Origin of the sequence: Acinetobacter sp. P1332 (assembly GCF_044057475.1) — a bacterium.
Lineage (GTDB): Bacteria > Pseudomonadota > Gammaproteobacteria > Pseudomonadales > Moraxellaceae > Acinetobacter > Acinetobacter johnsonii.
The window spans coordinates 674984-687361 of the sequence record NZ_CP171157.1; the positions used below are offsets into that span (position 1 = coordinate 674984).

The following is a 12378-nucleotide window of genomic DNA, read 5'->3' on the forward strand; positions in this document are numbered from 1 at the left end:
TTATGTCTGTATCTTATCCAAAGACTGGTTTTTATACAGTTTTGGTTTTATGATGCGCGCTGATTGAATAGCTGTGGTGATGCCAAATGAACCAATTATTTGTCTATGGGACGCTCCGTCCAAATCATGAAAATGCCCATCTTTTAGAGCGCATAGGTGGAACATGGCAAAAAGGCTATGTGCATGGCGTGGTGCATATTTTGGATTGGGGACCCGACAAAGGCTTATTCGCCATCGTCTTAGACCCACAAGCAGCAGCGGTTGAAGGATATTTTTTTAGCAGTGAAAAATTGGCCGAACATTGGGATGCATTGGATGAATTTGAAGGGATACAGTATCGACGGGTGAGAGTACAAGGGACGCTGGAATCTGGCGAACGCGTTGATGCTTGGACATATGAGATGAAAGAGGCTCAGATACAGTGTTCGTGATGTGCTTATACTCAAACACATCACACACTGGGTAACTATTTAAAAATCCATACGGAATTTAATTTCTAGTAAATGAAAACCAAATTGGCTCTTGATGGGGCCATGTAGTACTTTTTCAGCAGCACTAAAGACCAATTTATCAATCACAGGCACCAATTGGCCTTTTTTGACTTCACCTAGTTCACCACCGCGTTTAGCTGAATTACAGGTGGAGTATTGCTTAGCAATTTTGGCGAAATCGGCGCCATCGTGGATTTTCTTTTTCAGTTGTTCAGCGAGGTCTTTGTCTTTGACCAAAATATGACGAACAATGGCAGTTTTCATTTGGTTTTTCCTCGAGCTGTGGCTTTGGGCTTAGGTTGCACTTTTTTCAGCGGTTGGCATTCGGGACAAAACACAGAAGCACGCTGTCCCAGTTTGATGTTTTCAAGCGTAGTCTCGCAGTTCACACACATTTCACCTGCTCGACCATAAGCCAATAAAGTTTGTTGAAAGTAACCATTTTCACCCATTGCGTTGGAATAGTCCCGCAGGGTAGACCCACCTAAATCGATGGCCTGCTGCAAAATACGTTTAATCTCGACCACCAATTTTTCAATTTGGCTGGGTGTTAAACTAGACGCCACTTGCGCAGGGTGTATGCTCAAATTAAACAAACTCTCTGTGGCATAGATATTTCCGACACCAACCACCACATGGTTATCCATGATTGCAACTTTTATGCCGACCTGTTTGCTTTTTAACTTTTGGCTTAAATATTCAGCGTTAAAATCAGCACTCAGTGGTTCAGGCCCAAGGGTATCGATTAACTTGGTTTGCGAATATTCATCCAACCATAAAATACAGCCGAAGCGGCGCGGATCATGGTAGCGTAGCTCGACATCTTCAAAACGAATAATCAAATGATCGTGTTTACGCAGGGTTTCACCCACCTCACAAATACGGAAACTACCAGACATACCCAAATGCCAAAGCATCGTGTCTTGTTCAAAAATGGCCAAAATGTATTTAGAACGGCGTTTGAGTTGAATTAAACGCTGACCCACCAGTTTGCTGAGATCGGCGGGAATCGGCCAGCGCAGGCTCGACTGGCGAACTTCAACACTGAGCACTTGTTGATCTAATAACGGAGCTAAACTGGCTTTGGTGGTTTCAACTTCGGGTAATTCTGGCATGGCAACATGAGCTGATAAAACTTGAGGCTAATATTGCGGTGTACACGCGAGATTGCAAGTGATTTCAGCGAGAGGCTTGGCTTTAGCACATTTTTAGAAAGCTAAAGTGCGGGATTGTCTGCTGTGATCAGGAATCATCCTCCTTAAATTACACTCTTGAATTGAGTGAAAACTGCCATGAATCACTCAAATCAAATCTTCTATTTATAGCTGTGGGCGATATTGATAACTTTTTTTTGACTTAATGATAAAAATTTTGCTGAGATCTTTATTTAAAAATTATGTACTTTTCATTAAATTTTTCATTTAAATGAAATGGATTGTTCTTCATTTTAGTTTGGGGCTTGGGTTTTATGCGACAGTTTTCTTTTTCTTTATTTGCAACAGCAATGTGTGCCTGGGCGACAGTGAGTCATGCGGAGCAGATGTTAGATGTACAGGGTCAGTATTTGTTTGGTGACTGGCAGGGAAAACGAACTGAATTGGCGCAAAAAGGCATTAAGTTTGAAGCCAATGCTTTAACAGATACCAACTATTTGGCGGATGGCGGGCATAATGCAGGTGCAAGCCCAAGTACCGCTTCGCAGTTTTGGTTAGGCACACAATTTGATTTAGAAAAGCTAGCCGGCTGGGAAGGGGTCACCATTCGTTTTGTTGCGACTGCGCGTCAAGGACAAAGTACCTCAATTCGAGATTTGCAAGATCCTTCTGCACCGCAATTAGCCAATGTACAAGCCACCTATGGCCGTGGAAACCAAGACAGCCGTTTGTCAGAGCTTTCGATTGAAAAGCGTTTTAAAGAACAAGGGCTCAGTGTCAAAGTTGGGCGACTGGGTTTAGGTTCTGATTTTGATGTGATGGCGTGTGATTTTGTTAGTAATGCCTTTTGTGCCGCACAAATGGGGAAATGGCAGGGCAATATCTGGATGAATACGCCGGTTTCACAATGGGGCGGTCGCATTAAATATCAACTGACCCCTGAAGTGACAACTCAAGTGGGTGTTTATGAATTCAATCCAGATAATGGCAATGGCAAAGCCGAGGGACAAGGTTGGAGCCTAGACACAGAACATGCCGACGGTGTGACTATTCCAGTAGAAGTGATTTGGACACCGAAAGCACTATTGAATGGTTTGGCGGGGAGCTATCGGGTTGGTGGGATATATAACACCGCAGATGATCCAAATAACCAATATGATGTGGCTTATGGCAAAGGTGTGGTTGGCGAAGACCGGACATTTGCAGGATGGATTGCCATCGAACAGCAACTGACTTCAACGGGTGCAGGGCGCCAAGGTTTGCATAGTTTTGCCAACTTTACATGGCATGACCGCATCACCAATAAAGTAGACAACTCACAGCAAGTGGGGCTGAAATATATTGGGGTATTTGAGCAGCATCCGACGGATATTTTAGGTTTGGGAGTGAATCGTGTACATCTGAATGAGCGATTTACTGCGGGTAAAGCACAGTATGATGCGAGCGCAGAATACAATATTGAACTGAACTATAGCTATAACGCTACGCCGTGGTTAATGTTACGTCCCAACATTCAGTATGTGATCAACTCAGGTTCAAGCCATGTGGTGGATAATGCATTAGTCTTGGGGCTTGGAAGCCGCATTACTTTCTAAATGGATAGCCATAAAAGTGCAAAGGTTTGACAGCAGATTTGCACTTTTAGCGTTGAATGCAAGGCACTTTATTTGTTATAGATCATAGTGAGTACAGGGAGAGCTGTGATGCCATTATTATTTCAACCCATTCAATTTGGGGATTTAAACTTAACAAATAAAATCGTGATTGCGCCGATGTGCCAATACTCAGCCAATGATGCGGGTGAGCTGAGCTATTGGCATGAGCAACAATGGGCCAATTATGCTTTGTCAGGTGCGGGCTTGTGTATTGTTGAGGCAACAGCCGTACAAGCTGTAGGACGAATCAGTTTTGCGGATTTAGGGCTGTGGAATGATTTGCAACGTGCACAAATGAAGGCCTTGCTTCAAAAAGTCAAAACACTTTCACCAATGCCTTTTGCCATTCAACTGGCACATGCGGGGCGTAAAGCATCGACCGATCGTCCTTGGTCAGGAAAAGGTCAGATCAAACCGAATGAACCGCATGGTTGGCAAACGGTTTCTGCCAGTGATGTCCCCTTTAAGCCCGAAGAGCATGCACCACATGCTTTAAGTGTGACGGAGATGCAAGACATCATCGAAGACTTTGCCAGTGCTGCAGTACGCGCAGTAGATGCAGGTTTTGAGCTGATCGAACTACATGCAGCCCATGGCTATTTGTTGCATCAGTTCATGTCACCGCTGTCGAACCGACGTACCGATGAATATGGTGGAAGTTTTGAAAACCGTATTCGATTTACCTTAGAGGTCTTCCAAGCCATTAAACAAGCTATTCCTGAAAATTATCCCGTAGGTATACGTTTATCTGCAACTGATTGGATGGAGTCGACTGCAACAGAAAGTTGGGATATTGATTCAACGGTTGGGCTATCGAAAGCGTTAGAGCAACTCGGTGCGGCTTATATTCATGTTTCAAGTGGTGGCTTGCATGTGGAACAAGACATTCAGATTAAGCCCAAGTATCAAGTGCCTTTTGCCCATGCAGTGAAACAAGCGGTGAAAATTCCAGTCATTGCGGTGGGCTTGATTACAGAAGCTAAGCAGGCTGAACATATTTTAGAAGCGCAAGAAGCCGATGCAATTGGTCTGGCGCGTGCCATGTTGTATGACCCACGATGGCCGTGGCATGCCGCTGCAGAACTGGGTGGGAAAGTCTCTATCGCACCGCAGTATTTACGGTGTCAGCCACATGGGATCAAAGATTTGTTTTCTGCGTTCTAATCTCATAAGTGTTTTGCTTCGCCATTGGTCTTATAAAATATTTCAACTGAGTAAAGGTGTATCCTAGGATAGGTCTTTACTTACATCATCTGGAAAAGGAACAACTTGAATGATTTTTTCGGTAATTTTTCCAGTATTTTTCCTGCTCTTCCTCGGTTTTGCTTCTGTCAAAATCCAGTTGCTCGCTAAAGAGCAAATGACTGCAATCAGTGCTTTTGTCATCAAAATTGCGTTACCTGCTTTATTGTTGCACGCCTTAGCTTCAAAAGATTTGCATGAAATTTGGTATCCCGCTTATTTTTATGTTTATGCCGCTGTGACCTTTGGCTTATTTATTACGGCTTTTATTTTAGGTCAAAAGCTGTTTAATAATCACTTTACCCATGCTGCAGTCTTTTCACTGGGTGCATCCATGTCCAATACGGGGTTATTGGGAGCAGCAATTTTGACGCTGCTGATGGGGAGTGAAGCGATGATTTATATTTCATTGGTGGTGATCATTGAAAGTGTATTTCTTGTGCCGCTGATGCTCACTCTGGCGGAAATAGGGCGACAAAGACAAGCCAATTTAGCCTCTATTTTAAAAACCACATTTCTTACGCTACTTAAAAATCCGTTGTTCTTATCGGTAATGCTTGGCATGAGTTGTGCGATTTTTGAACTTCAAATTCCACATTTAATCGACCAAGTGTTTGCGATGTTAGGTCAGACCGCTGCACCTTTAGCGCTCTTTATTATTGGTGGGGGAATGGTGGGTCTCACTATTCAGTCTTTTAACCTGCAAACGGTTTATCTGGTGGTGTCTAAAAATATTTGTATGCCACTTTTGGTTTATTTAGGGCTGACCTATTTGACTGAATTGGACCCAAAGATGATTTATGCAGGGACCTTGATTGCGGCTTTGCCGATGCCGTCTTTGTTTGGAATTTTTGGGCAAGTGTATGGTTTGAATGAAAAAGCATTCACTCCACTGATGATCAGCACGCTATTGAGTTTTGTGGTGGTCAGTGTCTTGATTGGTATTTGGTGGTAAAAAAATACTCTCCGAGGAGAGTATTTTTTGAAGAAGAGATTTATTTTTTGACCGCAGCTGTTGCAGCAGGGGCTTTGGCTTGATCGGCAATCATTTTATCAACCATCGCCAAAGATTCTTTGGCTTGCGGTACATTTTCTTTAGCTAAAGCGGTGAAAATTTTCTTCGCTTCAGGCAAGTTCTGCGGAATGATATTGCCATTGGCAAACATATTGCCTACGGCCATCAGGGCAGGAATGTAACCTTTTTTGGCTAAGTCTTGAATGCTGTTGAGACCTTTTTGAATGGGTGCTTCTTGTTTGTTTTTAAAGCCTGTGCTGATGTCGTACAGGGCTTGTGCATGAATGGCTTGATAGTTGCCTTTTTTCACCAAAGGCTCAAGTTTCTTAAGGGCTAACTTTTCAGACTCTGGTTTATTTTCAGAAAATAACAGCACGGCATATTCAACGGTTGCATCATCAAAGCCTAGTTTAGATGCGGCTTCAAAGTGTTGTTTGGCTTTGTTAATGTCTTGAGGCAAGCCTAAAGTACCCGTGACATAGTTTTTCGCAAGCACATAATGCGCAACGGGGTAGCCTTTGTTTGCAGCATCTTGATAGAGCTGAATGGCTTTCTTCTCATTCTTCGCTGTGCCTTGGCCAGTCTGAGTCAAATAAGCCAAGTTATACATGGCTTGTGGGTTGCCAGACTTTGCCAGTTTTTCTAAAGCCTGATATGCCCCCGCCATATTGTTGGCTTTAACCATTTCCTCAATCTTGGCAAATTCGGGGTTGATGGTATCTTGAGTGGAGGCTGCAAGTGCAAGCTGGCTAGAGAGTGCAATTAAGCTTGCAAGTACGATTTTCTTCATGTTTTATAAACCTTTTTCTTACACATAAGTCCATCTATGTGTGTATTTGTTTTTAGTCATTTCACATCATAAGTTGAATTGTGTGAATGTAAATATCTGAATTGTGTCTTGGTCTTACAAATTTCCGTTGATTGTGTTGATCGGTATATATTTTTCCAATACAAACCGCGTGATGTACAGTGGAAAGGAGTGCAATGGGTTATTGGTATTTGCAGCTGATGGCTTCGGGTTTTATTAGAATTCTGGCTTAGATTCTGTTTAAATAGCGCTGAAAATGAGTAGCGAGTTCAGCATGTTTATTAAGTCAATTAAGCGAAATTATTTAAAAGTTTTGGCCGATGAGTCGATTCCAGATGGCGAAAAAATTGATGCCTTATTGATGAAATTGGGTGGTGAGTTTTTAGTGAGCAAAGATGACCGTGTATATATCTTTGAAAAAGACGGTGTGACTGCAAAATTTGATGCTAAACATGCGCGAGATTTTTCATTTAAAGACTATCTCTGCAAAGACATGAATAAGCTGTTTCATGATTTTTGATGTTTAATCTTCATTGAAGATGAGTGAACTATTAAATAAGGCTCTAAAAATAGTTTAAGTCCTTGGATGAGCCTTTTATCCAAGGACTGATGCTTGCTATAGAGTTAAAGCAATATTTTCTATGTTCTGTTTATAGCCGCAGAACGAGTGTGAATGGATTTACCCACTGTAAAGATACTTGCAGTGGTCAGGCTAAAAGATAATATAAAATAATAGTTTGTATAGAAGAGCCTATACGTTTTTCTAGCAAAAGCGTTTGATTATGCACTCATCATTCAAGTTATATCCTATAAAAAAGAAGATTACTTTTCATAAGATGAATCGAGACGTCTCTAAAATGATAAAAATATTCTCAATCTTATTCATATGTTTAGTTGGTTCAATGGCAGTTTTAGCTGGGCAGCCAAATCTTGTTCCTCATCAAATCAACTTGAAAAATGGGAAGCGCTTTTCTCTAAACCTTCCAGCAAATTACGACATCATTCCTGCGGCTGAGGGTTTAAAACGTGTTCGTTTTTTAGCAAAGCACCTGACGGTAGAATGTTTGTCACAGATATGCGCGATTTGACCGACAATAAAAAAGGCATCGTTTATATTTTGGATGAATGGAATGCTGAGACAGGAAAATTCGGCAAAATTATTCCTTATATGACAGGTTTGAAAAATCCAAATTCAGTCCAGTTTTATACAGACTCTTCTGGGCAAGACTGGTTATATTTGGCTGAAACTCATCAGCTCACCCGACGAAAATTCACCCAAGGTGAAATTAAACCCACGGACAAAACCGAAGTTTTAGCGACTTTTCCTGATTATGGTTTAAGCTATAAATATGGTGGCTGGCATCTAACACGAACCATTGCCGTGGGTGGGAACGGTAAAATTTATGTTTCAGTCGGCTCAAGTTGTAATGCTTGTACCGAGAAAGAGAAAGTTAGAGCGACAGTTTTAGAAATGAACCCCGATGGTTCTGAACAAAAGATTTATGCCACAGGTTTACGCAATGCTGTCGGTTTGAAATGGGTGGGTAAATTTTTATTTGCCACCAATCAAGGTGCAGACCATCTGGGTAAAAATAAGCCTGATGAAACGTTTTATGCACTCAAGCGTGATGCAGATTATGGTTGGCCATCTTGTTATTCGTCGAATGGTAAAATTTTAGCAGACCCAAAATTTAAACGTCCAACAGGATGTAAAAATGTACCGCCTCCTTATGCCTATTTCCCATCGCATTCATCTGCACTAGGCTTTGACTATTTTGATCATCCAAATACGGATGACACCATTAAAAATTCTTTTTTAGTTGCTTTACATGGTTCTACGGATGCCACGATTGGTCATGGTTATAAAATTGTGATTATGCGTAAAGGGCAAAAACTTGAAACCTTTATGGATGGTTTTTTAGTAGGGAATAAGGTGAATGGTCGACCTGCGGATATTTACCGTATAGATGCAAATTCCTTTTATTTTTCAGATGATCGAAGTGGTGTAGTTTATTTTGTGAGGAAGAAAGAGTCCTCATCGCTCTAAGTTTTAAAAAGCCCCCAAAACCAAGAATAAGTTTTAGAGGCTCATTTATCATAACAGCATAAAATTTAAAGTCTTACTGAGGTCGTGCCACATCACTATTTAAGTGTTCTGGTAAGTCTAAAACTGTCACATCAAGCTCGCTCAAAGACTCAGGACGTGCCACCACTAACGCGACATAACCGCCATCAATCGCAGCGCTATTCACCACTTGAATACCTTTATTCAACTGTTCAGCTTGTGCAGGTGCACTGCCTGTACCCTGAATTAAATGCAACCATGCTTTTGGTTTGGCTTTAAACCATAAACGTGCAATCACTTCCTGACCCAAGTAACAGCCTTTGTCATAGTGCACGCCTTCACGTTGGTGTAAACGTAGCTCTTGAGGTTGAAACACATGCTCAATGGCTTGGTCGATAAACGCTTCACCATGAGTAATGGCTTGCACTTGCCATGCAGCAATATCGGTAGGCTCAGCAGAAAAGGTGGTGCGGTCTTGCGTAAAGGTTGGGAAAACTGAACCCATAGGTTCAAGTTTCATTTTAGAGAAAGCACCAAACTTTTTAATGTGCTTAGCAAATTCTTCCGACTGGTCTTGAGTGGTGACAATTTCAAAATGCTCAGGGTTGCGTTTTGTCAGCCACAAACCAAAGTGGATACGGCCTTTCAAGTCACAAATTGCGGTGTATTGCGTTGTATTTTCAGCTAAAGCTTCAACGTTGACCGTCACTTGGCCTTGTAAAAATTTGAGTGCATCTACACCAATTAAAGTGAAAGAGGAGAAAGCTAGATCGCTCATGAATTGCTCGCCTACCTTAAAATCTAATACTAAAGAATTAGGGCTATTTTCCGCTATTTTTCAGAAAAAATCATATTTAAAGTAAATATTTAAAAGTTAATGTAACTAAATATTTCAAAAATCCCTGTTTTTATATCTAAGTTTATGAAATATAAACGATTTGGGAAATGGGTTTTCGACAGTGTAGTATGCCTAGCAGACAAAGATGAATTGTCTAGTAAAGACAGTGAAGAAAAATGAAACACCAAAGGCAGGAACGCTATGAACAATAATCACCGCAAACCACTGCAAGGCACCCAGCTAGAATACTTTGATGTGCGAGAAGCCGTTGAACAGATTCAGCCAGGCGCTTATGCAAAACTTCCATACACCTCAAAAGTATTGGCTGAACAGTTAGTGCGTCGTTGTGATCCTGCCATTTTGGAGCAGTCACTAAAAGAATTAATTTTCTCAAAACAAGATCACGATTTCCCTTGGTATCCAGCTCGCGTCGTCTGTCATGACATTCTTGGACAAACGGCATTGGTTGACCTTGCAGGTTTGCGTGATGCGATTGCAGACCAAGGTGGTGACCCATCGAAAGTGAATCCTGTGGTGCCGACTCAGTTGATTGTCGATCACTCTTTAGCTGTGGAATTCGGTGGTTTTGACCCAGATGCTTTTGAGAAAAACCGTGCTATTGAAGACCGTCGTAATGAAGACCGATTCCATTTCATTGAATGGACCAAGACTGCTTTTGAAAATGTCGATGTGATTCCTGCGGGTAATGGCATCATGCACCAAATCAACTTGGAGAAAATGTCTCCTGTAGTGCAAAGTCGTGAAGGTGTGGCATTCCCAGATACTTGTGTCGGTACAGACTCACACACGCCACATACCGATGCGCTTGGTGTGATTTCGATTGGTGTGGGTGGACTCGAAGCTGAAAATGTAATGCTCGGTCGTGCATCGTGGATGCGTCTTCCAGACATTATCGGGGTGGAATTTGTTGGACAACGTCAAGCGGGTATTACTGCAACCGATATCGTTTTAGCACTGACTGAATTCTTGCGTAAAGAACGTGTTGTCGGTGCGTACCTTGAGTTCTTCGGCGAAGGCGCGGACAGCATGTCAGTGGGGGATCGTGCCACGATTTCCAATATGACCCCTGAATATGGTGCAACTGCGGCAATGTTCTATATTGACCAAAACACGATTGATTATTTAACGCTGACAGGTCGTGAAGCTGAGCAAGTTGCACTGGTTGAAAACTATGCCAAAGAAATTGGTCTTTGGGCATTGGATATGAAACAAGCGGAATATCCACGTGTCCTTCGTTTCGATCTTTCAACAGTAACACGTAATATTGCAGGCCCATCAAACCCACATGCACGTGTATCTACAGCAGATTTAAAAGAAAAAGGTATTGCAGGCGTGGTTGAAAACCGCACCGATGGTTTAATGCCAGATGGTGCTGTCATCATCGCTGCAATTACTTCGTGTACCAATACATCCAACCCACGTAATACCGTTGCCGCAGGTTTATTGGCACGTAAAGCCAATGAATTAGGCTTAACCCGTAAACCTTGGGTGAAATCATCATTTGCACCGGGTTCTAAAGCAGCTGCGCTTTATCTTGAAGAAGCAGGCGTATTAGACGACTTAGAAAAACTCGGTTTTGGTATCGTGGCGTATGCATGTACCACCTGTAACGGTATGTCAGGTGCTTTAGATCCTAAACTACAACAAGAAATTATTGACCGTGACTTGTATGCAACAGCGGTACTTTCGGGTAACCGTAACTTCGATGGTCGTATCCATCCTTATGCAAAACAAGCGTTCTTGGCATCACCTCCGCTGGTTGTAGCGTATGCGATTGCAGGAACCATTCGTTTTGACATCGAAAAAGATGCATTAGGAAACGACAAAGACGGTCATCCAATTTATTTGAAAGACATTTGGCCTTCGGATGAAGAAATTGATGCTCTGGTCAAAGAAGCGGTGAAGCCTGAACAGTTCCGTAAAGTGTATATTCCAATGTTTGATTTGGGTGTCACTGAAAAAGCGGCAAGTCCTTTGTATGACTGGCGTCCGCAAAGTACTTATATCCGCCGTCCGCCGTATTGGGAAGGGGCATTAGCTGCACCACGTACACTGGCAAATATGCGTCCGCTTGCCATCTTGCCTGACAACATCACCACGGATCATTTGTCACCATCGAATGCAATTATGATGGATTCGGCAGCAGGTGAGTACCTACACAAAATGGGTGTACCTGAGGAAGACTTTAACTCCTATGCAACGCACCGTGGTGACCACTTGACTGCGCAACGTGCAACATTTGCTAACCCGAAACTGTTTAATGAAATGGTGGTTCGTGCGGATGGCACCATTAAGCAAGGTTCGAAAGCACGTGTTGAGCCTCAAGGCGAAGTGATGCGTATGTGGGAAGCGATTGAAACTTATATGAATCGTAAGCAACCGCTCATCATCATTGCAGGTAAGGACTATGGTCAGGGTTCTAGCCGTGACTGGGCTGCAAAAGGTGTACGCCTTGCTGGTGTTGAAGCGATTGTGGCGGAAGGTTTTGAGCGTATTCACCGTACTAACTTGGTCGGTATGGGCGTGTTACCGCTTGAGTTTAAAGCGGGTGTTGACCGTAAAACTTTAGGTTTGGATGGTACTGAACTTTATAGCGTGATTGGTAATATCGCACCGCGTTCGACGTTAACTTTAGTGATTGAACGTGCGACGGAAGATGGTAAGAGTGAAATCGTTGAAGTGCCTGTAACCTGTCGCCTAGATACTGAAGAAGAAGTGTCTGTATATGAAGCGGGTGGTGTATTGCAACGCTTTGCGCAGGACTTTTTGGAAGGGAATGTGGCGTAGTTTAAATAAGTCTTTTTAATACTTGAAATAATTTTATAAAGCCATATTTCATATATGGCTTTATTTTTTGAGTATGGATATGGAAAGATATTTGGATTTAGATGATGATTCAGGTGTAGTTGGATATGAAATTGGGGATACTTTTATAAGGGTTAAATTTAGTGGTACAGCTAAAATTTATACTTATAGTTATCGAAGTGCAGGTATTGAGAAGGTTGAACGTATGAAGCAGCTAGCTAAAGTTGGAAATGGTCTCAATGCATATATTAAATTAAACGCAAATAGCCTTTACGAAAAATAAG

11 protein-coding genes and 1 pseudogene are annotated in these 12378 nt (G+C 42.2%); 8 read left to right on the forward strand and 4 right to left on the reverse strand.

Going from position 1 to position 12378, the window contains the following annotated elements; genetic code table 11:
* Window positions 1–86 precede the first annotated feature (86 nt).
* A complete protein-coding gene (locus ACFN7Z_RS03255) occupies window positions 87–431 on the forward strand; it encodes a gamma-glutamylcyclotransferase family protein (protein ID WP_010327434.1) in 345 nt (114 codons plus the stop codon).
* A 39-nt stretch (window positions 432–470) separates the two neighbouring features.
* On the opposite strand, the gene ACFN7Z_RS03260 is transcribed toward ACFN7Z_RS03255, so the two are convergent.
* Both ACFN7Z_RS03260 and mutM read right to left on the reverse strand, forming a co-directional pair.
* Window positions 471–755, reverse strand: coding sequence for a peptidylprolyl isomerase (locus ACFN7Z_RS03260; RefSeq protein ID WP_004695176.1), 285 nt, complete (start codon window positions 753–755; stop codon window positions 471–473).
* Complete coding sequence (gene mutM, locus ACFN7Z_RS03265; protein ID WP_010327433.1) at window positions 752–1606, reverse strand: bifunctional DNA-formamidopyrimidine glycosylase/DNA-(apurinic or apyrimidinic site) lyase; 855 nt, start codon at window positions 1604–1606, stop codon at window positions 752–754. The genes ACFN7Z_RS03260 and mutM overlap by 4 nt, the downstream gene beginning before the upstream one ends.
* Window positions 1607–1959: 353 nt before the next feature.
* On the opposite strand from mutM, the gene ACFN7Z_RS03270 reads away from it, so the two are divergent.
* From ACFN7Z_RS03270 to ACFN7Z_RS03280, 3 genes are all read left to right on the forward strand, one after another.
* Entirely contained in the window at window positions 1960–3240 is a 1281-nt protein-coding gene (locus ACFN7Z_RS03270; protein ID WP_010327432.1) for a carbohydrate porin, read from the forward strand.
* 108 nt (window positions 3241–3348) lie between these two features.
* Complete coding sequence (locus ACFN7Z_RS03275) at window positions 3349–4464, forward strand: NADH:flavin oxidoreductase/NADH oxidase (protein ID WP_010327431.1); 1116 nt, start codon at window positions 3349–3351, stop codon at window positions 4462–4464.
* A gap of 109 nt (window positions 4465–4573) precedes the next feature.
* The gene (locus ACFN7Z_RS03280) at window positions 4574–5497 is read left to right on the forward strand and encodes an AEC family transporter (protein ID WP_010327430.1); all 924 of its coding nucleotides are present in this window, start codon (window positions 4574–4576) and stop codon (window positions 5495–5497) included.
* Window positions 5498–5537: 40 nt separating this feature from the next.
* Here the strand turns inward: ACFN7Z_RS03280 and ACFN7Z_RS03285 are convergent, their stop codons facing one another.
* Complete coding sequence (locus tag ACFN7Z_RS03285; RefSeq protein ID WP_010327429.1) at window positions 5538–6347, reverse strand: tetratricopeptide repeat protein; 810 nt, start codon at window positions 6345–6347, stop codon at window positions 5538–5540.
* Window positions 6348–6639: 292 nt separating this feature from the next.
* Between ACFN7Z_RS03285 and ACFN7Z_RS03290 the strand changes: the two genes are divergently transcribed.
* Both ACFN7Z_RS03290 and ACFN7Z_RS03295 read left to right on the forward strand, forming a co-directional pair.
* Window positions 6640–6885, forward strand: coding sequence for a hypothetical protein (locus ACFN7Z_RS03290; protein WP_004695190.1), 246 nt, complete (start codon window positions 6640–6642; stop codon window positions 6883–6885).
* Between the two features lie 337 nt (window positions 6886–7222).
* A pseudogene (locus ACFN7Z_RS03295) lies at window positions 7223–8412 on the forward strand (PQQ-dependent sugar dehydrogenase).
* Window positions 8413–8485: 73 nt separating this feature from the next.
* Here ACFN7Z_RS03295 and ACFN7Z_RS03300 read toward each other — a convergent pair.
* Entirely contained in the window at window positions 8486–9208 is a 723-nt protein-coding gene (locus tag ACFN7Z_RS03300) for a folate-binding protein YgfZ (protein ID WP_010327426.1), read from the reverse strand.
* 261 nt (window positions 9209–9469) lie between these two features.
* Between ACFN7Z_RS03300 and acnD the strand changes: the two genes are divergently transcribed.
* Both acnD and ACFN7Z_RS03310 read left to right on the forward strand, forming a co-directional pair.
* Window positions 9470–12076: a Fe/S-dependent 2-methylisocitrate dehydratase AcnD gene (gene acnD / locus ACFN7Z_RS03305; protein ID WP_010327425.1), complete on the forward strand. Its 2607-nt coding sequence runs from the start codon at window positions 9470–9472 to the stop codon at window positions 12074–12076.
* A 79-nt stretch (window positions 12077–12155) separates the two neighbouring features.
* Window positions 12156–12377 carry a hypothetical protein gene (locus ACFN7Z_RS03310; RefSeq protein WP_010327424.1) on the forward strand — a complete coding sequence of 74 codons (222 nt, stop codon included), beginning with the start codon at window positions 12156–12158 and terminating at the stop codon, window positions 12375–12377.
* Window position 12378 lies beyond the last annotated feature (1 nt).

Bases quoted from the DNA above. Each gene is read 5' to 3' on its own strand.
- mutM (WP_010327433.1), bottom strand. From the start codon at position 1,606: ATGCCAGAATTACCCGAAGTTGAAACCACCAAAGCCAGTTTAGCTCCG.
- ACFN7Z_RS03285 (WP_010327429.1), bottom strand. From the start codon at position 6,347: ATGAAGAAAATCGTACTTGCAAGCTTAATTGCACTCTCTAGCCAGCTT.
- ACFN7Z_RS03260 (WP_004695176.1), bottom strand. From the start codon at position 755: ATGAAAACTGCCATTGTTCGTCATATTTTGGTCAAAGACAAAGACCTC.
- ACFN7Z_RS03310 (WP_010327424.1), top strand. From the start codon at position 12,156: ATGGAAAGATATTTGGATTTAGATGATGATTCAGGTGTAGTTGGATAT.
- acnD (WP_010327425.1), top strand. From the start codon at position 9,470: ATGAACAATAATCACCGCAAACCACTGCAAGGCACCCAGCTAGAATAC.
- ACFN7Z_RS03255 (WP_010327434.1), top strand. From the start codon at position 87: ATGAACCAATTATTTGTCTATGGGACGCTCCGTCCAAATCATGAAAAT.
- ACFN7Z_RS03275 (WP_010327431.1), top strand. From the start codon at position 3,349: ATGCCATTATTATTTCAACCCATTCAATTTGGGGATTTAAACTTAACA.
- ACFN7Z_RS03270 (WP_010327432.1), top strand. From the start codon at position 1,960: ATGCGACAGTTTTCTTTTTCTTTATTTGCAACAGCAATGTGTGCCTGG.
- ACFN7Z_RS03290 (WP_004695190.1), top strand. From the start codon at position 6,640: ATGTTTATTAAGTCAATTAAGCGAAATTATTTAAAAGTTTTGGCCGAT.
- ACFN7Z_RS03280 (WP_010327430.1), top strand. From the start codon at position 4,574: ATGATTTTTTCGGTAATTTTTCCAGTATTTTTCCTGCTCTTCCTCGGT.
- ACFN7Z_RS03300 (WP_010327426.1), bottom strand. From the start codon at position 9,208: ATGAGCGATCTAGCTTTCTCCTCTTTCACTTTAATTGGTGTAGATGCA.